General features: G+C 63.2%; 19 protein-coding genes. 4 read left to right on the plus strand and 15 right to left on the minus strand.

Features of this window, described 5'->3' with window-relative positions; genetic code table 11:
• Window positions 1–31: 31 nt before the first annotated feature.
• From C41B8_RS09890 to C41B8_RS19615, 3 genes are all read right to left on the minus strand, one after another.
• Window positions 32–1,216, minus strand: coding sequence for an acetyl-CoA C-acetyltransferase (locus C41B8_RS09890; protein ID WP_037337346.1), 1,185 nt, complete (start codon window positions 1,214–1,216; stop codon window positions 32–34).
• A gap of 845 nt (window positions 1,217–2,061) precedes the next feature.
• Window positions 2,062–4,017: an acetate--CoA ligase gene (gene acs / locus C41B8_RS09895; RefSeq protein ID WP_037337272.1), complete on the minus strand. Its 1,956-nt coding sequence runs from the start codon at window positions 4,015–4,017 to the stop codon at window positions 2,062–2,064.
• Between the two features lie 177 nt (window positions 4,018–4,194).
• Window positions 4,195–4,704 (minus strand): CC0125/CC1285 family lipoprotein, encoded by a 510-nt coding sequence (locus C41B8_RS19615; RefSeq protein WP_051883356.1) that lies wholly within the window; start codon window positions 4,702–4,704, stop codon window positions 4,195–4,197.
• A 155-nt stretch (window positions 4,705–4,859) separates the two neighbouring features.
• On the opposite strand from C41B8_RS19615, the gene C41B8_RS09905 reads away from it, so the two are divergent.
• Entirely contained in the window at window positions 4,860–5,288 is a 429-nt protein-coding gene (locus tag C41B8_RS09905) for an organic hydroperoxide resistance protein (protein WP_037337275.1), read from the plus strand.
• 52 nt (window positions 5,289–5,340) lie between these two features.
• Here C41B8_RS09905 and C41B8_RS09910 read toward each other — a convergent pair whose 3' ends face one another.
• The 3 genes from C41B8_RS09910 to C41B8_RS09920 form a co-directional block, all read right to left on the minus strand.
• Window positions 5,341–5,718 (minus strand): hypothetical protein, encoded by a 378-nt coding sequence (locus C41B8_RS09910; protein ID WP_037337278.1) that lies wholly within the window; start codon window positions 5,716–5,718, stop codon window positions 5,341–5,343.
• Between the two features lie 135 nt (window positions 5,719–5,853).
• Window positions 5,854–6,498, minus strand: a complete 645-nt coding sequence (locus C41B8_RS09915) for a rhomboid family intramembrane serine protease (protein ID WP_037337281.1) — start codon at window positions 6,496–6,498, stop codon at window positions 5,854–5,856.
• A 115-nt stretch (window positions 6,499–6,613) separates the two neighbouring features.
• The gene (locus tag C41B8_RS09920; RefSeq protein ID WP_037337284.1) at window positions 6,614–8,611 is read right to left on the minus strand and encodes a BCCT family transporter; all 1,998 of its coding nucleotides are present in this window, start codon (window positions 8,609–8,611) and stop codon (window positions 6,614–6,616) included.
• 287 nt (window positions 8,612–8,898) lie between these two features.
• Here C41B8_RS09920 and C41B8_RS09925 point away from each other — a divergent pair, with 287 nt between their 5' ends.
• Entirely contained in the window at window positions 8,899–10,461 is a 1,563-nt protein-coding gene (locus tag C41B8_RS09925) for a BCCT family transporter (protein ID WP_051883357.1), read from the plus strand.
• Window positions 10,462–10,535: 74 nt separating this feature from the next.
• Complete coding sequence (locus tag C41B8_RS09930) at window positions 10,536–11,015, plus strand: Hsp20/alpha crystallin family protein (RefSeq protein WP_037337287.1); 480 nt, start codon at window positions 10,536–10,538, stop codon at window positions 11,013–11,015.
• 89 nt (window positions 11,016–11,104) lie between these two features.
• Here C41B8_RS09930 and C41B8_RS09935 read toward each other — a convergent pair whose 3' ends face one another.
• Both C41B8_RS09935 and wrbA read right to left on the minus strand, forming a co-directional pair.
• Entirely contained in the window at window positions 11,105–11,701 is a 597-nt protein-coding gene (locus C41B8_RS09935; RefSeq protein WP_037337289.1) for a nitroreductase family protein, read from the minus strand.
• Between the two features lie 82 nt (window positions 11,702–11,783).
• Complete coding sequence (gene wrbA, locus C41B8_RS09940; RefSeq protein WP_037337292.1) at window positions 11,784–12,386, minus strand: NAD(P)H:quinone oxidoreductase; 603 nt, start codon at window positions 12,384–12,386, stop codon at window positions 11,784–11,786.
• Between the two features lie 151 nt (window positions 12,387–12,537).
• On the opposite strand from wrbA, the gene C41B8_RS09945 reads away from it, so the two are divergent.
• On the plus strand, window positions 12,538–13,428 hold the full coding sequence (locus C41B8_RS09945; RefSeq protein WP_037337352.1) for a LysR substrate-binding domain-containing protein: 891 nt from the start codon (window positions 12,538–12,540) through the stop codon (window positions 13,426–13,428).
• On the opposite strand, the gene djlA is transcribed toward C41B8_RS09945, so the two are convergent.
• The 7 genes from djlA to C41B8_RS09980 all read right to left on the minus strand — a co-directional run bounded on the left by djlA (window position 13,425) and on the right by C41B8_RS09980 (window position 21,194).
• Window positions 13,425–14,228 (minus strand): co-chaperone DjlA, encoded by an 804-nt coding sequence (gene djlA / locus C41B8_RS09950; RefSeq protein WP_037337295.1) that lies wholly within the window; start codon window positions 14,226–14,228, stop codon window positions 13,425–13,427. The genes C41B8_RS09945 and djlA overlap by 4 nt on opposite strands.
• Window positions 14,229–14,289: 61 nt before the next feature.
• Window positions 14,290–14,973, minus strand: coding sequence for a ligase-associated DNA damage response endonuclease PdeM (pdeM, locus tag C41B8_RS09955; RefSeq protein ID WP_051883358.1), 684 nt, complete (start codon window positions 14,971–14,973; stop codon window positions 14,290–14,292).
• A 361-nt stretch (window positions 14,974–15,334) separates the two neighbouring features.
• Entirely contained in the window at window positions 15,335–17,824 is a 2,490-nt protein-coding gene (locus C41B8_RS09960; protein WP_037337297.1) for a ligase-associated DNA damage response DEXH box helicase, read from the minus strand.
• On the minus strand, window positions 17,817–18,116 hold the full coding sequence (locus tag C41B8_RS09965) for a YbaN family protein (RefSeq protein ID WP_037337300.1): 300 nt from the start codon (window positions 18,114–18,116) through the stop codon (window positions 17,817–17,819). Before C41B8_RS09965 ends, C41B8_RS09960 begins: the two co-directional genes overlap by 8 nt.
• 119 nt (window positions 18,117–18,235) lie before the next feature.
• Window positions 18,236–19,033 carry an ABC transporter permease gene (locus tag C41B8_RS09970; RefSeq protein ID WP_037337303.1) on the minus strand — a complete coding sequence of 266 codons (798 nt, stop codon included), beginning with the start codon at window positions 19,031–19,033 and terminating at the stop codon, window positions 18,236–18,238.
• Between the two features lie 8 nt (window positions 19,034–19,041).
• Window positions 19,042–19,959, minus strand: a complete 918-nt coding sequence (locus C41B8_RS09975) for an ABC transporter permease (RefSeq protein WP_037337306.1) — start codon at window positions 19,957–19,959, stop codon at window positions 19,042–19,044.
• Between the two features lie 71 nt (window positions 19,960–20,030).
• Window positions 20,031–21,194: an ABC transporter substrate-binding protein gene (locus C41B8_RS09980; RefSeq protein WP_037337307.1), complete on the minus strand. Its 1,164-nt coding sequence runs from the start codon at window positions 21,192–21,194 to the stop codon at window positions 20,031–20,033.
• Between the last annotated feature and the right edge of the window lie 136 nt (window positions 21,195–21,330).

The following is a 21,330-nucleotide window of genomic DNA, read 5'->3' on the forward strand; positions in this document are numbered from 1 at the left end:
TTCGAATCGATTTATTCGGAATTCTCGTTGTTCAAAAACGTTCCACGGCCAACGCCACGCCCTGTCCGCCGCCGACACATAGCGTTGCCAGGCCACGGTGCGCTTCGCGCTTGCCCATTTCATGCAGCAGCGTGACCAGAATACGGCATCCCGACGCACCAATCGGGTGCCCTAGCGCGATCGCCCCACCGTTGACGTTGACCTTGTCGAGCGGCCATTCCATCTGTCGATTCACGGCAATCGCCTGTGCCGCAAACGCTTCATTGGCCTCGACCAGATCAAGATCGTCGATCGTCCAACCGGCACGGCGCAGACAGGCCTGACTGGCCGGCACCGGACCAATGCCCATCAGCGCCGGAGCCACACCGACGGTCGCATGGGCCGCGATCCGCGCCAGCGGGGTCAGTCCGAGCTCTCGACAACGCGCCTCGGTGGTGACCACGACCACCGCGGCGCCGTCGTTCAGCCCGGAGGCGTTGCCCGCCGTGACCGCACCGTCACGCACGAACGACGGATCGAGCCGCGCCAGGCTTTCGGCGGTCACCCCGGGGCGCGGCCCCTCGTCGCGCGCGAATGCGATCGCATCCCCGGCCTTCTGCGGCACTTCGAGCGGCAGGATCTCGTCCTCAAAGCGCCCGTGCTTGCCGGCTTCTTCCGCACGCTGCTGCGACGAGGCGGCGAACTCGTCTTGTTCGGCGCGCGAGATCCGATACTTTTGGGCCACATTCTCCGCGGTACGGCCCATATGGTAGTCATGGAACGCGTCCCAAAGGCCGTCGTGGATCATGCTGTCTTGCAGCGTCCAATCGCCGAGCCGGCGACCGCGACGCGACTCCGGCAGCAGGTGCGGCGCCTGACTCATCGATTCCTGCCCGCCCGCGATGACGACGCGCGCGTCGCCGAGCGCCACAGCTCGAGCCGCTTCAATCACGGCGGATAAACCACTGCCACAGACGCGGTTGAGTGTCGTGGCCGGCACTCGTTCGGGAAGTCCGGCCCCCAATGCCGATTGACGGGCCGGATTCTGACCGCATCCAGCCGTCAATACCTGACCAAGTACGACATCGTCGACGACGTCGGGATTAATCTGATGGCGGGCTAGCGTATCCCGAATGAGAGCCGCCCCCATAGCACTGGCCGACAGCCCGGCCAGCGTACCGGACAACCGGCCGATGGCCGTTCGCTGCGCCGCCGCGATCACCACATCATGCGCCATGTCGAATTCCTCGAACACCCAAATCCGGCATCGTAATGGTGCGGCGCAGCATCAGGCCAGCTTTCGCCGCACCGCGGCATGGCGCGCTCGTAATCGGGCGCGATGCACACCGCTTCCGGATGGCGTGCCACCGCGCGAACGTGCCTCGCGTCATGACGCGTGCAAGCAAAAGAGTCTTCGTAGGTTTGGCAGCAACGGCGCGCTACGAATCTCGACGGTTCTGACAGCGATGGGCGGCAATTAAATGGCACGTCTCATCCGAAACGCCCAACAAGCGCGAGACCAAAATCGCGCCGTCGGGCCTTACCGCGCCCTGGTATCGCGCTGCAGCGCGAGGCCTTTCTACGACTTGCGCACCCACAGGAGATCACCCGCGCGCGGCGCCGGCTTTGCCGGTTCACCGGGAGGGGCATTTCGTCGGGAATGCGCACGTAGCCGATGACGGTAAAACGCTGCTTTGGCGGCACCGGAACCCGCGGGGCGCACCAACGCAGTGCGCCGGACACTCATCCGCGTCACACCTCACCGTCGCTGCGCCACAGGAAGGGAATACAGGCACGACGGCTCTGGGGTTGCACACGCTTCAGTCCCGGTCGCACGGTACAAAACGCGCTGCCGACCGTCGACTCAGAGCCACCGTACAATTCGCCTGATGCTCGCCAACGCGGTAGCGGCAACTTCCCTGATCGGCCGCGCATGAACGGCGCATCGACCCGTTCAGCCGTCCGGCGAAAGTCATCACCAAGCTGACATCAACCGGCCAATAGGCCATGAATAAAAAAGGCCGGCCCCAGCGGGCGAATACGCCTCAGCCGGGCCGGCCACCCCCTAACCTATAACCCGCTTCAGGAACCGCGGGCTTGCAACTGCTCGAGAATCTGCGGGTTTTCGAGCGTCGACACGTCCTGTGTGACCTCGTCGCCCCGCGCCACCGTGCGTAGCAGGCGGCGCATGATCTTGCCCGAGCGCGTCTTGGGCAAACCGTCCGCAAACCGGATTTCTTCCGGCTTGGCGATCGCGCCCAATTGTTCCGCTACCCAGTTACGCAAGTCCGATGCCAATTCGTCGTTACCTTCGCCGCTCTTCAGGATGACGAACGCGACGATGGCTTCGCCCTTGACTTCATGCGGCCGGGAAACCACTGCGGCTTCAGCTACTTCAGCGTGCGCCACGAGCGCGGACTCGACTTCCATCGTGCCCAGCCGATGTCCGGAAATATTCACGACGTCGTCAATACGGCCGAGAATACGGAAATTGCCCTGCTCGTCGCGCTGTGCGGAGTCACCGGCGACGTAGGTGTGCGCGTCGTACATGCCGAAGTAGGTCTCTTTGTAACGCTCCGGGTCGCCCCAGATTGTACGCAGCATGTACGGCCACGGTTTCTTGATCACCAGCACGCCGCCCGCGCCGGCATCGGTGACCGGCTTGCCGGCTTCATCGAGGATATCCGCATCGATACCCGGCAGCGCCCGGGTCACCGAGCCCGGCTTGGTCGGCGTGTAGGACGGGATCGGCGTGATCATGTGGCCACCGGTCTCGGTCTGCCACCAGGTATCGACGATCGGGCAACGATCGTGGCCGATCATCTTGCGATACCACATCCAGGCTTCCGGGTTGATCGGCTCGCCGACCGTGCCCAGCACCTTGAGGCTGTCCAGCGCGTGGCGCTGCGGGTATTCGTCGCCGTGCTTCATCAACGCGCGAATGGCCGTCGGCGCGGTATAGAAAATAGTCACCTGATGGGTATCGACCATTTTCCAGAAGCGATCGGGCTCGGGATAGGTCGGCACGCCCTCGAACATCACCTGCGTCGCGCCACAGGCCGTCGGGCCGTAGGCGATGTAGGTATGTCCGGTAATCCAGCCCACATCCGCGGTGCACCAGAATACGTCGTCGTCACTCAGGTCGAACACCCAACGACAGGTGCAGATCGCGCCCAGCAGATAACCGCCGGTGGAATGCTGGATGCCCTTGGGCTTACCGGTCGAGCCGGAGGTATAGAGGATGAACAGCGGGTGTTCCGCATTCACCCATTCCGGCGGGCAGTCGTCGGACTGGCCGTCGATGGCGTCGTGCCACCAGATATCGCGCCCGGACGTCATGGCGACGTCGGTGCCCGAACGCTTGAGCACGATCACTTTCTCGATCGAGGCACCGCCCTGCGACAACGCCTTGTCGGCGACATCCTTGAGCGGGATCAGCTTGCCGCCGCGGTAGTTGCCGTCGGCGGTGATGAGCATCTTGGCTTCGGCATCGTCGATGCGATCCCGCAACGACGGGGCGGAAAACCCGCCGAAGACCACCGAATGAATGGCGCCGATTCGAGCACAAGCCAGCATGGCAATCGCGGCCTGCGGCACGTTGGGCAGATAGATGACGGCCCGATCGCCCTTGCCCAGGCCGTTGGCCTTGAGCGCGTTGGCGAAACGGCAAACCCGGGCATGCAGCTCGCGGTAGCTGATGTGCTCGACCTCGCCATCATCGGATTCGAAGATAATGGCCGTCTTGTCGCCCTTGGTATCGAGGTGGCGATCGAGACAGTTATAGGAGACGTTGAGCTCGCCGTCGGTGAACCATTTGAAAAACGGCGCGTTGGCGCTGTCCAGCGTCTGCGTGAACGGCTTGTGCCAGTCAATGTGCTCACGCGCGCGCTCGGCCCAGAAGCCTTCGTGGTCGTCTTGTGCTGCCTGGTACAGCGCCTCGACATCAGCCGGCTTGAGCTTGGCCTGTTCGACGAACGCCTGCGGCGGCTCGAAGACGCGATCTTCGCGAAGCACCGATTCGATCTTGCTATCAGCCATCGGATGTACTTATGCCGGTAAGTTTATGCCAGCATACGGAATCCCTTGCGGCGCCTGCATCAGACGATAGCCGTATGGTCGAAAGCCCCGCTTGCATGGGTAGCCGGCCGCCCCGACGGACGACATGACCGGAGAGCGACCGGAACCGACGCTGATCGAAACGCCCCGGTTGCCGGTCTAACGCTGCTGGGCGGCAACCTCGGCCGCCAGATTCTGCTTGATCTGAAGCGCGTCATAGACATCCGGCCCCTCTTTGGGCACGTCCGGCCCGATCTGGATCTGCAGCACGGTTTCGTAGCGAGTACGGCTGACGCTCCCCGTGCTGTAACCGATGCCCGTGCCCCAGAACGGGTAGCCCCAGCCGTAACCGACGGCCGCCGACGGGCCGTAGTCGGTCGTCTCGGTGATCGGCGAAGTCTGCTGCGATACCACCCGAAAACGATCGTAGCCGTGAGACAGTGCCACCTGCGCCGCACGAAACATCGCAAAGTTATCGACCGTCTCGCGGGCGGTACCGTCGTCGCCGGAAAAACTGACGCGATAATGCTGTGAGGTCAGCATGGTGTCACGGTAACCGTAATCGCCCGGCTTCTCGGCCGCTCGGTAGACCGGGCCCGAGGCGCAACCCGCCAGCAAGGCGATCAGGGCCATCAACCCTAGAAAACGCATGTTCATGATGCTCATCATCGTGGGACCGCTGCCAATTCGGGCAGCTTACGGTAGTGACAGTACAACTCTAACCTAAGACCGCACGACGCGCGGGAGATTCATGCGCATCGTTCGGTTGCGCACAACCAAACAGCGTGACAATCTCGATCCCCTGATTCCCAACAGGAGATTCCATGACGGTCGACAAGATCCTCTACCAGGCCGAAGCCACCGCAACCGGCGGCCGCGACGGGCGCGCCGCCAGTTCGGACCAAGCACTGGACATAAAACTGAGCACGCCGAAGGCGCTCGGCGGCGCCGGCGGTGACGGCACCAATCCGGAGCAGTTGTTCGCCGCCGGGTATTCGGCTTGCTTTATCGGGGCGATGAAGGTCGTTGCCGGCAAGGAGAAAATTCAGTTGCCCGCCGATCACAAGGTCACCGGACAGGTGGGGATCGGCCCGTCGGGCGATGCATTCGGCTTGGCCGTCACCCTCAATGTGTCTTTGCCCGGCCTGGATCAGGCGACGGCGGACGACCTGGTGGCCAAGGCACACGAGGTCTGCCCCTATTCAAACGCCACCCGCGGCAATATCGACGTTACGCTCAATGTCAGCGTCTGACGCCTGATATCGATCTACCGGCGGGCTGTCGGCGCAAGGTTGGCAGCCCGTTTCAACGGACCTTGGCATCGGGCCGGCCGAGCTCGTAGAGCGCGGACATCACCAGCACCAGCGGCATCACCGCCGTCAGCAGGATCACCAGCTCGCCCATATTGGCGACCACGATCGCATGCACGATACCGATCGCGGCCACGCACAGGACCAGCGCGGCCAAACCGATCATCGCCCATCGCGCGACCGCGAGGCGCCGGAATATTCCCAACCCACCGACGAAAGCGATAATGCCCACGGCTACCATGGCAGCCAGGAAGCCATTGTTGAGCGGTGTTTCCGGCGGGTCGAACCAGAACATGAAGCCGGTGATGCCGGTCATGGCGCCGACAGTGCAGAACACGAGCCCGAGAATGCGATGAATCAGTACGCTATTCATGAGTCACAGCGGGCCACGTTGGCCGCGACGTGTGGTAGTGCATCCAACTCGAGGATCGTATCGCTGCTCGATCGATCCATTAGGCCCGCGGCGAGCCGCGCCGGCCCGGAAAACCCGTGATGCCCGGTCATGCGCTCAGCCTCCCAGCCGGCCCTGGCGGCGCCAGATCATCAATAGGATGAAGCCAAACGCCATACCGCCAAGGTGGGCAAAATGCGCCACGCCGGCCTCGGTGCCGGTGACGCCGAAGAACAATTCCAGCGCACCGTAGCCGATCACGAAATACTTCGCCGGCATGGGAATCGGCGGAATCAACAGCATGACGCGCACGTTGGGAAACATCATGCCGAAGGCCAGCAGAATGCCGAACACGCCCCCGGAGGCGCCGAGCGTCGGGGCGATCGTGCCCGTCTCGATGAACGACACGACCACGAGTTGGGTCAGCCCGGCACCGATCACGCAGACGGTATAGAACAACAGAAAACGATACTGCCCCCACACCTGTTCCAGCACGCGGCCGAACATCCACAGGCCGAACATGTTGAAGAACAGGTGAAAGAAGTTGGCATGCAGGAAGGCATAGCTCACCAGCTGCCACGGCTTGAAGCCGACGCTCAGGCCAGTCGCACCCACGGGGTAGCTGCCCAGTGGCCACAGCGCGAAGTGCAGGATCATGAGCTGCGGATCGTAGATGCGCAGCAAGAAGCCGATGCCGTTCGCGATCAGCAGCCACTTGATCATCGGTGGCACGGCGGACAGGGCGAGCGGATTGGAGCGCATGAACTTCCGGGCTGGCGAGAACGTTGCCAAGGATAACCGATCGACCCGCCCGAGCCGGAGACGAAAATACCCGGCGTCCGGAGACGCCGGGCTGCACGGGGCGGATCGACAGGGGCTATTCGCGCATCAAGTGCAGGAAATGCAGATGCTTTTCGTACTGATCGAGGATGTCGCCGATCAGCTGCGTCTTGGTATAACCCACGACGCTGTACTGCTGACCACCTTCACGCAGATACACCTCCGCGCGATAGTGACCGCGGTCGCGGGTCTCGCCCTTGCGCTCGCGCAGGGCGCCCATGGCGAACGAAGGTGCGGCGAAACGCCGGGCACGCACGCCGTAGACGAAATCGATCTCGGCGCCGTGGTCGACGTCGATATAGCAGCGATCATCCTCGATGGAGACATCGGCGCTCATACCCGATTCGTGGAATTTCTCCGCCACCTCGTCCATGGCCGGCTTGACCGTATCCTTGAGGAAGGTCTCGACCTGGCTACGCCGCGGCGACGACACTAGCGTCTCGAGCCGGCGCTGCCAGTTGCCCCCGCCGCCGTTGGCGACGTTCGACGCTGTATTCATCATGTGGCGCATCGAGTCTTGCTTGACTGCCTCGACCCGCAATGATTTATACAAGCCCAGCGCCATCACCAGCACGATGATGGTGAACGGCAAGGCCGAGGCCAGCGAAGCGGCCTGCAACGCACCGATGCCGCCGGCCATAAGTAGCACGATCGCCACGACGCCTTCCGAGACCGCCCAGAAGATGCGCTGCCAGACCGGCGCTTCTTCGCCGTCCTTGGCGGTGAGAATATCGATGACCATCGAGCCGGAGTCCGAGGACGTCACGAAGAAGGTCACCACCAGAATGGTGCCCAGCACCGAGGTGATCCAGGTCAGTGGGAAATGACCGAGAAAGACGAACAGTGCGGTTGCGACATTGTCCTTGACCGCACCGACCAGATCGGTCGCGCCCTGGGCCATGATCATGTGCAGCGCACCGTCACCGAAAGCGCTCATCCATAGGAAGGTGGCCCCCACCGGCACCAGCAGCACCCCGCCGACGAACTCACGGATGGTACGGCCGCGGGATACGCGGGCTACGAACATACCCACGAACGGCGACCAGGAAATCCACCAGGACCAATAAAACAGCGTCCAGGTGCTCATGAAGCTCTTGGTGTCGTCGCCGCCGGTATAGACATAAGAATTGAAGGTCATGTCGACCAGCGAGGAGATGTAGTTACCGACGTTCTGGGTGAACGACTGGAAGATATACAGCGTCGGCCCCAGTACGATCACGAACAACAACAACGCGGCGGCCAGCCACAGGTTGAGCTCGGAGACACGGCGAATACCGGCATCCAGCCCGAACACGACCGATGTGGTCGCCATGGCCGTGATGATGCAGATCAGCACAATCTGCGTGAACATCGAATCCGGCACGCTGAACAGGAAATCCAGCCCCGACGCCACCTGTTTGGCCCCGAGGCCGAGCGATGTCGCCACGCCGAACAGCGTGCCGAACACCGCGAGCACATCGACCGTATTGCCGATCGGCCCCGAAATGCGCTTGCCGATAAACGGGTAAAGCGCCGAACTGATACGCAGCGGCAGGTCGCGGCGGAACCCGAAATACGCCAGTGCCAGACCGACCACGGCATAGATCGCCCAGGCATGCACCCCCCAGTGGAAGAAGGTGATGCGCATGGCTTCCTTGGCCGCGGCCGCCGTGCTGGCCTCGCCGGTCGGCGGGTTAGCGTAATGCAACACCGGCTCGGCCACACCGTAAAACATCAGACCGATGCCCATGCCGGCCGAGAACAGCATGGCGAACCACGATAGATAGGAGAAATCCGGCTCGCTGTGATCCGGCCCGAGCTTGAACGAGCCGTAGCGGGACAGCGCCAGCACGATGCAAAACACCAGATAGACGCCGACGGAGGCCAGGTACAGCCAGCCGAACTTAGTGATCAGCCAACCCTGTACCGCGCTAAAGAAATGATTGGCTGTGTGGGGGAAGGCCGCAGCAAAGATCACCAGCAGCCCGACCACGATGACGGAAGGAAAGAAAACGGGCGGATTGATCCCCGCTTTACTCGATTGAGTATCGCTCATGCAATAGACGCAAAAAGGTTTTGCGCCGATTTATAACACGCCTGTCGAGCGCTCCGGCTAGCCGGGGAGACCGGCATCGCGTACTCTGAACCCGGGCTGAAACTGCTGTCAGGCAAGTGTTGGGGGAACGATCATCTGGCCCGTCGCCGCGCCAGGGCTTTTGCAATCGCGCGCGGTAATGAGCGCTACCCCGGCATGCTTTTCGAGGTCGACCGGCCGGCGAACGATGAACCGATAACAACTGCGCCGGACGACGACAAACGAACTCAAAAGGGAGCATACCGCTGATGTCCCAGATCAAGAGCTACTTGAAAACCCATACCAACCCGCCGGTATTCCTTATATCCGGCGCCATGCTGATCCTGTTCGTAGCGCTGGCCAGTATTTTTCCGAAGGGCTTCTCCGGCGTAGCCAACACGATCCAGCACTTCATCGTCACTTACTTCGGCTGGTTCTATATCCTGGCCACGACCTTATTCGTGGTATTCGTCCTGTTCATCGCGATCAGTCGTTTCGGCAACCTTCGACTCGGACCCGACGATTCCAAGCCAGACTTTGACACTTGGTCCTGGATCTCGATGATGTTCACGGCCGGCATGGGGATCGGCCTCGTCTACTACGGCGTTTCCGAACCGCTCCTGCATTACAAGAACCCGCCGGTAGTGGACGGCAATACAGCAGCGGCCGCCGAATCGGCGATGAACTACACGTTCTTCCACTGGGGCCTGCACCCGTGGGCCATCTATATCGTGCTCGGCTTGTCGCTGGGCTACTTCGCCTATCGGCGTGATCTACCGCTCAAGCCGGCGTCAGCGTTCTATCCGTTCATCGGCGATCGCATCTACGGCCCGATCGGCCATCTGATCGATATTCTTGCCGTGTTCGGCACCTTGTTCGGCCTTGCCACCTCCATCGGCCTGGGCGCCAGCCAGATCTCGGCCGGTCTCGGCCAGCTTTTCGGCTTTGCCGACGGACTGACCACACAGCTGCTGGTAATTCTCGCGGTCGAGATCGTGGCCATCACGAGCGTGATGCTGGGCGTGGACGCCGGCATTCGACGGTTGTCGGTGATCAACATGTGGCTGGCGATCGGCTTGGCCTTGTTCGTGTTCGTTGTCGGCCCGACGCTATATATTCTGAGTTATCTGGCGACCGATACCGGCTACTATCTGCAGCATCTGGTGCAGACCAGCCTGACCATTTTCACCGACAAGAAGGGCAAGAACTTCCAGGATGCCTGGACGCTTTTCTACTGGGGCTGGTGGATTTCCTGGTCGCCGTTCGTGGGTATGTTCATCGCCCGTATTTCCTACGGCTACACCATTCGCCAGTTCATTCTCGGCACGCTGCTGATCCCCACCGGCGCCTCGATCGTGTGGTTCGTCATCTTCGGCCGTACCGCACTGAAATACGTCATGGGCAGCGGCGGCGATCAGGCCCTGATGCATGCGAATTCGGCCAATGCCATCTTCGTGCTGATGGATCAGCTGCCGATTTGGAACTGGCTGGCGATCATCGCCTCGGCCCTGGCGATCGTCGTGGTGACTCTGTTCTTCGCCACATCGTCGGACTCGGGCTCACTGGTGGTCGACATCCTGACGAATGGCGGCGATCCGAACCCGATCTGGCAACAGCGTCTGTTCTGGGCCGTCATGGAAGGTGCGGTCGCGGCGGTACTGTTGACGGCAGGCACGCTCGGCGGCGGCGATCCGCTGTCGGCGTTGCAAATGGCTGCGGTCACGTCCGGGCTGCCATTCTGTCTGGTGCTCGTCATCATGTGCTTCGCGTTGTACAAGGCACTTAACGAAGAGACGATGCCCAAGCGCTTTCCCAAGACAAAGCAAGCCTGATAGGCATCCGCTGCAATCCCAAGCTGCCGGGCCCGTTATCGGGCCCGGTGCCCGAACCCACTTCGGAGGCTCTCATGGCCAATAACCCCAAGGTCCCCAAGTCCGGACACAACCCGTTCCGTGGTTTTCTCGATGTAATGAGCGAAATGAGCCGCGCTCAGGAAGAATGGATGACGCGCGGCAAGGTGAGCGGCCGCGGTCGCTCGCATGCCGCTGCCTATGTCCCGCCGGCGGATATCTTCGCGTTGGGCGACGACCTGATCGTACGCTGCGAGGTGGCGGGCGTGAAAAGCGAGGATGTCTCGGTCACCGTGGCCAGCAATGTGCTGACTATTTCTGGGCGACGTGACAGCGAACTCAACGAAAACGAAGTGCTCTACTACACCCGCGAGCGCGTCTACGGCGAGTTTCGTAGATCGATGATCCTGCCCGACGGGGTCGACCAGTCCGATATCAACGCCACGGTCCGCAACGGGCTACTCGAGATTCGTGTGGCCGGCGGTGCAGCGGCCAAGCCGCAGTCGATCAACGTAGTGGACGAAAACGAAGACTGACGCGATGCCTCGTCAGGCGGACTTCGTGCCGCCAAACAAAAAAGCCGCCGGTGTGACCGGCGGCTTTTTTATGTCGACCCCGGCGCCAACTACAGCCCCGCGCTTTCGCCGAAGCGGTTACCGAATACAAAATCCGCCACGGGCCGGCGCTCACGTGCCTTGGCATCGCGTTCGGCAAGCTCGGGATCACCGGCCCCGCTCGGGTCGGCATAGCCAATCGCGATGGCGGTCAAGGCCTCGGCGTGCATCGGAATCGCGAACGCGCTCCGCGCGGCTTCCGGGTCCAGCCCGATCATCTGATGCACATGTAATCCGCGGGCAGTGGCCTCGATCAACAGGTTGCCGACCGCGAGCCCGAGATCGTGCTGGGCCGCCTTATTAGGCTTGCCGTTGCGCTCGAATTCGTTGACCACGGTACCCAGCGCCAGCACCGGCGCCTTGCGTGCCCATCGCTGATTCGGCTCGGCCAGACAGTGCAGGATACGTTCATGCACGTCGCCTTGGCCGCGCCGGCCGAGCATGAAGCGCCACGGCTGCTCGTTATAACTTGAAGGCGCCCAGCGCGCGGCTTCGAATAATGAACGCAGATCCTCGTCGGCTACCGGTCGGTCGCTGAAGACATAGGGGCTCCAGCGCACGGCCAGCAGGTTCTGGATCGGATGATCGACGGCGGCGGTCTTTTTCATGCATTGACTCCGGTTGCGAAGCGGCGGGCCGTTATCAGCCCGCCACCAACCCGATGATCATGGCATAAGCGACGAGGCGTGCTCAGCCGGCGAATTGCGTTGCCAGACGCGCTACTTTTTCGCCCTGGTGACGAGCGATCGACAGCTCCTTGTCGGAGGGCTGACGCGACCCGTCGCCGCCAGCATAGGTCGAGGCGCCATAGGGCGAACCACCGCGCAACTCGGAAATATCGAACAATTCCTGGGCGCCGGCATAGTCGAGCGGCACGATCAGCATGCCGTGATGGGCCAGCGTGTTCCAGAACGAGGTGATGGTCGTCTCGTTGCCGGCACCGGTAGCGCTGGAGGTGAACACGCTGCCGATCTTGTTCACGAGCTTGCCGTTGGCCCAGAGACCGCCCGTCTGATCGAGGAAGGTCCGCATCTGACCGGCCATGTTGCCGAAGCGGGTCGGCGAACCGAAGATGATCGCATCGTAGTCGGCGAGTTCGCCCGGCTCGGCCTGCTCACCGGCGAGCTCCTGCTTGGCGCCGATGCTGGCCAACGCCTCGGCGCTCATGGTTTCCGGTACGTGCTTGAGCGTGACCTCGACGCCATCGACCGAGCGCGCGCCTTCGACCACCGCCTGGGCCAGGGTCTCGATATGGCCGTACATGGAATAATAGAGCACCAGAACTTTTTTCATACCGACTCCTCGGCCATTGCAGGCCTTGATGGTTCAAACTGATTCAATCGGGCACACCGATTGCTGCATTGTTGAGACTAGCGCGCCGCTACGCCAACGCATAGCAAGGCTTTCTGGCATAGTCATTCAAAATAATTGAATGATCTTGAGCATGAGCGAATCGGTCCGACTGGAAGCACTGGAAGTGCTCGATGCCATCGACCGGCACGGCAGCTTCGCGGCCGCTGCGGCCTCGCTGTATCGTGTTCCCTCGGCGATTTCCTACACCATCAACCAGCTCGAAACCGAACTCGGCATTCGCGTGTTCGACCGTACCGGCCATCGCGCCGTACTGACCCCGGCCGGCCAGCTGTTATTGACCGAAGGCCGTCGCATCCTGATCGCGACGCGCGAGCTGGCCGCCGCCGCGCGCCGGCAGGCCGATCATTGGGAACCCGAACTCAAGATCGCGCTCGACACCACCCAGAAGCCAGCGGATTTTTATCCGTTGATCGCCGAGTTCACGCGGGCCCATCCCGCGATCAACGTCCGCATCAACGAAGAGGTGCTGGCTGGCAGCTGGGAGGCGCTGGTCGACGAACGGGTGGATCTCGCGATCGGCGTCACCGACCCGCCAGCCAACGCGGGCATTCATCGCCGGCAGTGCGGCCGCATCGATTTCGTGTTCTGTTGCGCTCCGACGCACCCGCTGGCCAGCGCGCCCACACCGCTCACCGAAGACGCCATACGCGCCCATCGCGCGCTCGTGGTGGCCGATACCGCGCGCCAGTTCTCGCCGCGCAGCGGCAACCTCATCGATGGTCAGGCCCGACTGACGGTGGCCAGCATGCGGACCAAGATTGAAGCGCTGGAACGGGGTCTGGGCGTTGGCTACTGCCCGACGCACTGGGTCGACGATGCCCTGGCCGCCGGCCGGCTGATCGCGCTGGAGACCATGCCACCCGCCACCATGCGCGAGACTTATCTGCTCTGGCGACGCGGCGAGCGCGGGCGCGCGCTGCAATGGTTCATCGACCGGCTGACCGGCGATCTTCCGGATTAACTGATGCCGCGGGCCTCACGAATCCGCTCGTAGGCCGCGCCGATCTCGCGGGTCTTCTGTTCGGCCATCTCGCGCATGCTTTCCGGCATGCCCTTGGAGGCCAGCTTGTCCGGATGATTCTGGCTCATCTGGCGACGATAGGCTTTTTTAACCTCGGCATCGCTGGCTTCCTGCGAGATACCCAGCACGTCATAGGCCTGCTTGAGCTGGTCCTCGCGCGACACGCCGGCTTTCGAGCCCATGCCATCGCCGCTGGTCGCGCCACCCGCCGCGCCGCGGGCGCCGAGCATCGCCTCGAGCTGGCGAATCTCAGCTTCGGACAGCCCCAGCCCGCGCGCCACGCGCATGAGTGCGGCATGCTCGGCGTCGCTCACCTTGCCGTCCGCGGCGATCGCCGCGATCTGCACCTGGAGGAACATCTGGTGCAATGCCCGCTGGCCACGCGCCACCTGCACGAACTTGGCCACTTCGCCGTCGAGATCGAAATCGCCCTGCTTGCCGCGGTTGAAGGCACGACGGGCGTCGTCCTTCTGCATATCCGACAGCCGCAGACGATCGAACAACTGCTCGGCGACACGGATCTCGTCGCGCGTAACCTGGCCATCGGCTTTGCACAGCGCGCCCATCACGGCGAACGTGGATTCCAAAAACTGGCTCTGGATCTTGCCGAGGTTGCCGCGACGGAACGCCATCACCAGCAACTGGATAATCCAGTACCCGATGACACCGCCCAGCAGCGCGCCGGGAAAACCCATGAATGAGGCACCGATCAGGGCCCCGATGACAATCGCAATCAGCATGGCCGCGATTCTACCCGGGCGACGCCGGTTGCGGCGAATCCGAACACCGCAATCACCAAGTTCACGCCAGCCGCGCCTCGATCACCTCGCCCTCGGCGACCAGAAAGACGCGATCGCCCGCGGCCGGCGTGACGTGCGCCCCGCCCGCGAACCCACAGAAGGCGGGCAATACCAGACCATCGTCGCGGCGCCAGAACACCGGGCAACGCGCGCGTTCGCCGGCGGCCGCCAGGCGCACGACCGGATGAATATGCCCGGCCAGCACCGGCCCACGCGGATCGACGCCCGGCTCGTGCCTACAAACGAACGGTTCGAGATACCGCGCGCCAGCGTGCCAGTCGATATCGAAATCCGCCGGCAGCGCGCTCACGCGATCGTGATTGCCCCGCGTCACCACGATCTCGACATCGCCATGCCCGGCACGCCAGCGGGCAAAGCGCGCCAGCCACGGCTCGTCACCCGCCGGCGGCGCATGCACGAAATCACCCAGCACCACCAGACGCCTGGCGCCGGTCTCGTTCAGTGCGGCGCTCAAGCGCCCCAGATCGGCCTCGGTCGTCCCGCTCGGTACGTTCACACCCTGGCGCCGAAACACCCCGCCCTTGCCGAAATGTGTATCGGCAACGAACAGCGTCTCGCCAGCCGGCCAGGACAGGCTGTGATCGGCGCGCAGCATCAAACGCTCGCCGGCCAGTTCGAGCGCGACGTGCTGTTGCGAAGGACATGTTTCGGCGCTTGCGGTCATAAGGCAGGGCGCGGTTATTTATGGGTAGCTTAAATGCGGCGGCAAGTAGCGCGACACAAGCTCATCGCCCCCCATGCCTCGCTTCGCCGGGCGGAGGCAGTCGACAGCAGATGACGGATCGTATTCGATCTTCCTACAGGGAATAGATTCAAAGCGGCTCGCCAGTGCAGAACGGGTGTTGCCCATGTCGCCGATCTATACACGCCAATAAATAAAAGTGGCCCGCACATCAGGGCGAGACCCGAGCCCGACGAGCTTCGTAGCTCGAACCAAGGGTTGCCGATACCGACCATCCGCGTGGGAAACCAGCGCGTTCGGCGCGGCTTGCTTTTTTCGCGCGCGTGCGCGCCCAAGCCCGAAATCAACGCCCCGACTTCTTATCCGCCGCCTTCTCGAGCTGCACGGTCATCCGCGCCACCCGATCGCGCCAGGATTCGCCGGTCACTTGGCTGGCTACCCGCTCGACCCAGAGCGGGAAACCGAGCGGCGTCAGCCGCGGCGGTTCGGCCAGACGAATCGACTGGGTCGCGATCTGTTGCAGCGCGGACCGGAGCCGCCCGATCTCGAGTTCGCGTTCCAGCACCTCGCGTTTCGCCTGCCCGAGCAGCCGATTCCCGGCGTCGTAGCGCACGAGCACATCGTAGACCAGTCCGCTGGAGGCCTGGATCTGGCGCGCGCTCTTGGACGTGCCGGGATAGCCCGGAAATACCAGCCCGGCGATGCGCGCGATGTCGCGAAACGCATGCTTGGCCAGTTCCGAGGCATTGAGACAGGTCAGCAGATCATCGACCAGATGGTCTTCGGACAGAGCCGCCCGCAGCTCGGCTTCGGTGAAATCGACTTTGGAGCGGGTCACCAGTTCGAAGCCATAGTCGTTGACCGAAAACCGGAACGTGGCCTTGTGCATGCGCGCCAGCCGCCAGGCCACCAGCGCCGACAGGCCTTCATGGGCCAGCCGCCCGGCAAAGGGATAGAAGAACCAGTGCCGGCCCTCGCGCGAGGTGACGTGCTCGACCAGCAGCTCGTCGGACGCCGGGAGCGCCGACCAGCGTTTCTGGACTTCGAGCAGATCGCGAATGGCGGCCAGCTCGGGTTCGTCGTAGCGATCGTCGCGGGCGGCTTCGAGCAGATCGCGAATCGCATCGGCAAGCGTGCCCGAAATCGCCATCCGCCCGCCGGCCCAGCGCGGCACTTGGCGGTTCTTGCGGGTCGCCGATTTCACGTAGGCCGTCAGTTCCTTGACCCGGACCAGCTCCAGTAGCCGTCCGGAGAACAGGAACACATCGCCCGGCTTGAGCTGGGCGATGAAGCGCTCTTCGACCGTGCCCAGCCGGCCGCCCTTGACCCATTGCACGCGCATCGCCGCATCGGAGGTGATCGTGCCCATGGTCATGCGATGCCGGCGGGCGATGCGCTTATCGTTGACCGCGAGCTTCCCGTCGACGAGATCGACCCGACGGAATTCCGGATAGGCCGACAGTGCCGCCCCGCCGCGGGTGACGAAATCGAGCGTCCATTGCCATTCCTCGTCGGTGAGATCGCGATAGGCGTGACTGCTACGGATCTCGGCGCGCAACGCGTCCGACGCTACGCCGCCCTCGCCGGTGCTGCCAAGCGCGCGGGTGACAATATGCTGGGCGAGGACGTCGATCGCGCCGATCAGCGGGCGACGTGCTTCCAGTTCGCCAGCCTCGGCCTTGCGTCGGGCGGCGGCGATCTCGACCAGCTCGAAAGCATGGGTCGGCACACAAAGAATACGGCTGGGTACGCCGGGCCGGTGGCCGGAACGCCCCGCGCGTTGTAGCAGCCGGGCCACGCCCTTAGGACTGCCGACCTGGATCACCTGATCCACCGGCGAGAAATCCACGCCCAGATCCAGGCTGGACGTGGCCACCACACAGGCCAGCCGGCCATCGGCGATCATCGCCTCGACCGTGTCGCGCAGTTCGCGATCGAGCGAGCCGTGGTGCAGCGCGATCTTGTCCAGCCAGTCCGGGCGGGCGCGGATCAGCGCCTGATGCCAGAGCTCGGCCTGGGAGCGGGTATTGGTGAACAGCAGCGTGGTCTGCGCCTGTTCGAGCGCGGCGATCACTGGCTCGACCATCTGCGTGCCCATATGCCCCGCCCACGGGAAGCGCTCGATGGTCGGCGGGATGAGTGCGGTGATCTCGGTGGCGGACGGCACCACGCCGCGGATGCGCGTGACGTGCTGGCCGCCGGTGAGCACGTCGCCGGCCTCATCCAGATTGGCGAGCGTGGCCGACACGCCCCAGGTCCGCAGCCCCGGACTGATCGCGCGCAGCCGTGACAACCCGAGCTCGAGCGCTACGCCGCGCTTGGTCGACAGCAGCTCGTGCCATTCGTCGACCACCACGCACTGCAGACCCGCGAACATCTGTTCGTGATTGGCATAGGACAGCAGCAGGTTCAGGCTTTCCGGCGTGGTCACCAGCGCACTCGGCAATTTCTTGCGCTGGCGAGTCTTGACGTGGGACTTGGTATCGCCGGTACGGCGCTCGACGGTCCAGTTCAGGCCCAGCTCCGCCGCCGACGCGGCGAGATGCTGGGTGGTATCGGCGGCCAGCGCCCGTAGCGGCGTGATCCAGAGCACCGTCAGCCCCGGCGTAGCGGCCTCGTCGTCGGCTCTCGCCAGCCAGTCGTTGACCGCGCCGAACCAGGCGGCCAGCGTCTTGCCGGTGCCGGTCGGCGCATGGATCAGGCCGGACTCGCCCCGCCGCTGGGCTGCCCAGGCCTCGCGCTGGAAATCGAAGATCTGCCAGTCGCGATCGGCGAACCAGCGCTCGATGCGGGGATCGACCGGGCACGGTTGGGCCGCCAGGGCTTCACTCATCGGCCGAACGCTTGCCTCGCCAGCGTTTCGCGATGCCCCGGGCGCGCTGAAAAATCGACGGAAAGCGTTTTTCGAGCCGGGCCAGCTGCTTCTGTACCCAACGCGAATACGGGGCCAGCAGAATCGCGGAGACGATCAAAAACAGTACGCCCTGCAGGATTGGCAGCACCAGGCCGGCGACGCCGAGCAGGAAAAACAGCAGGCCGGCGCCGATCCGGACGTAATCAGTCCAGGTCATCTCGGCCCAGCGGATCACGCGGGGCTCTTCATCGTCGCGGGTGGAATAAGACATCGCGGCATCCGGTTGCAGCGTGCGTCATCCACAACATGCGGGCGCACTTACGCAAAGCAAACAGGCCGCGAGGCGGCCGGTTGCTGAACGAATACGCGACCAACCGCGCCGGCGATGCGTTACTTGCCGGTATCGGCCGGCGCGCGGTTCATCAATCGGTACGCCAGAATCACCGGGATAAGCGTGGCGAGCATGACCACCGTCACCACCACGTTCACCTCCGGCAGACGCTGGCCGAGCCGGATCGCGCCGAAGATCCATAGCGGCAACGTGTTCTGAGCTCCGGCCGTGAAGGTGGTCACGATCACCTCATCCAGCGACAGGGCGAACGCGAGCAACGCACCGGAGATCAGCGCGGTGGAGAGCATGGGCAGCGTAATGCGCCGGAAGGTCACGAACGTATCGGCACCGAGATCCATCGACGCCTCGCGCAGCGAGCCGGAAATCCGCCGCAGCCGCGCGATCACGTTGTTATAGACGATGACGATACAGAAGGTGGCGTGGCCGATTACGATCGTCCAGTACGACAGCCCGATATGCCAGAAGCCGAAAAAAGAGTTCAGTGCGATACCGGTGAGCACACCGGGCAGCGCAATCGGCAGCACCACGATGAACGACACTGCCTCCCGGCCAAAGAATTTGAAGCGATGCACGGCAAACGCCGCCGCCGTACCGAGCGTGACCGAAATACCGGTCGCCAACAGCGCGGCTTTCACCGACAGCCATAACGCATGCCGAATCTCGCGGTTATGCCACGCCGCCGGGAACCATCGCGTCGACAGGCCCGGCAGCGGCCAAGTCTGAATATGCGACGGGTTGAAGGCATAGACGACGATAATCGCGATCGGCACGAACAGGAACACGATGACCAGCGCGGTCCAGATACCGAGCGCCCATTTGGTGAATGTGCTTTCCATGATCGCCCCTACATCATCTCGAACGCGCCGAGCCGGCGCGCCGCGAACAGATAGGCCACCATCACCACCGCGGGAATCGTGGCAAAAGCCGCTGCGAACGGGATGTCGTTGGCGATGCCGACATTGGAATAGACCACGTTGCCGATGAACGACGAGCCCGGGCCGCCGATCAGAATCGGCGTAATGTAATCGCCCATCGTCAACGAGAAGGTGAAGATGGAGCCGGCGATGATGCCCGGCACCACGAGCGGCAGCGTGACCTTCACGAACGTGCGCAGGCCCTTGGCGCCAAGATCGGCCGAGGCCTCGAACAACGACCCCGGCACGCGTTCGATCGCGGCATAGATCGGCGTGATCATGAACGGTAGCCAGATGTACGAAAACACCAGCCACATCGCCGTGTTGGTATAGCCGATGTCCGCCGCCGGCAGCCCCAGCTGGTGCAGCGTCCAGTTCAGCACGCCGTCGTGGGCGAGGATCAGCCGCCAGGCATAGACCCGCGCGACATAGCTCAGCCAGATCGGCAACAACATCACAACGAACAACGTCGCCCGCAGCCTGGGGCCCGCGATCCGCGCCATGAAATAGGCACAGGGAAAGGCCAGCACGATATCGGTGAGCGTGACGAGCGCGGCGATGCCCAGCGTTCGGCCGGCGATCGCGCGATAAGTCTCACTGGTCGCCAGTGTTTCGAAGTTGATCAACGTCCACTGATGCACGATCTCGCCGGTGAAATCGTCCACCGTCCAGAACGCCGACAGAAACAGAATGCCGAGCGCGGCGAGATAGATCAGCACGAACCACAGCATCGGCGGCGCCAGCAGCACGGTGGCAGCCACGCGCGGCCGGCGCCATAACAGCGACGACGCGCGTCTGAAAAATCGCTGGGCGGCGTTGAAATCCGCGGCACTGGCGGTTCGTTGCATGTGAATGCTCCCGAAAGACCTCAGGGGGCCGGCCGCCGGGCGTTATGCACCGGTGGCCGGAACACACCGATTTAGCCCTTCACCCGCTGCCAGGCCCGCTGCCAGTCGCGATAACTGGTGCAGTTGCGCTGGCCGTCGGCGCACTGAGTCCGCGGCGTCTTCCAGAAATAGATCTGGTCGAAGTACGACGACGGCGCATCGAGATGGAACTTGTGGCAAGCGCCTTTCTCGATCTTGTCCATCGCGCTGCAGGCTTCTTTGTTGGCCGGCGTTTCACCGAAATAGATCGCCTGTTCGGCCTGGACCTTCGGCGTGGAGACATACTGCATCCACTTGTAGGCACAGTTCGGGTGCTTGGCGTGGGCCGAAAGCATCCAGGTATCCGACCAGCCGGTCGCACCTTCGGCCGGAATCGTATCCGCCACGGACACGCCGTCTTTTTGCAGCGCGTTGGTCATGTACGGCCAGGCCGCACCCACGACGGCATCGCCGTTCTTGAACAGCTCGATCTCGTCCGAGGCCTGAGCCCAGTACTTCTTGATCAACGGACGCTGCTTCTGCAACAGGTCGACCGCTGCGGCGAGCTGTTTGCGAGTGAGTTCGTACGGATCCTTGATGCCGAGCTCCGGCTTGTGCGCCTTGAGATAGAGCGCGGCATCGGCGATTTGAATCGGATTGTCCGGCACCGTCACCTGACCCTTGTAGGCATCGCTGTAGATCGCGTCCCAGCTGGTCGGTTTCGGGGTGACCTTGTTCGTGTTGTAGAGCAGCACGTTCGGGCCCCACTCGTAGGACACGCCGTAGTGCAGGCCGTTGACCGTGTTGTTCGGCGGCGATTTCAGCTGCGGCAGAAAATCCTGCCAGGCCGGAATCAGCTTCACGTCCACCGGCTGGACATCGCCGCCGTAGATCAGCCGCAGCGACGCATCGCCCGAGGCCGAGACGAGATCGTATTCGCCGCCGCCGCCCTGGCGCATCAGCGCCACCATTTCATCCGAGGAGCCGGCGTACTTGCGGTGCACCATGCACCCGGTCTGTTTTTCGAACGGCTTGACCCATTCGTCCTGGGCATAGCCTTCCCAGGCGACCAGATTGAGCTGGCCCTCCCCTTTGCCGATCTTGTCCGGATAATTCGCCTTGACCGGCGCCGCCGAGGCCGCCACGCCAAGCGTGAGCAGCACAGCGGCCATACCGCCGGCCACCGCGCTCGTGATCTGACTACGCGTTGCTTTCATCGATCCACCCTCCATCGAACGACGTCCGATATGCCCAGATTCCCAAGTCAAACGTTGTCGGGCAGCGCATACATGTCCAGTCCCGCCAACAACTGGTTTGGCGGATAAAAGAATGGCTGGGGATCTCGCGTCCACT

It is taken from the genome of Salinisphaera hydrothermalis C41B8, assembly GCF_000732535.1.
Taxonomy (GTDB): Bacteria; Pseudomonadota; Gammaproteobacteria; order Nevskiales; family Salinisphaeraceae; genus Salinisphaera; species Salinisphaera hydrothermalis.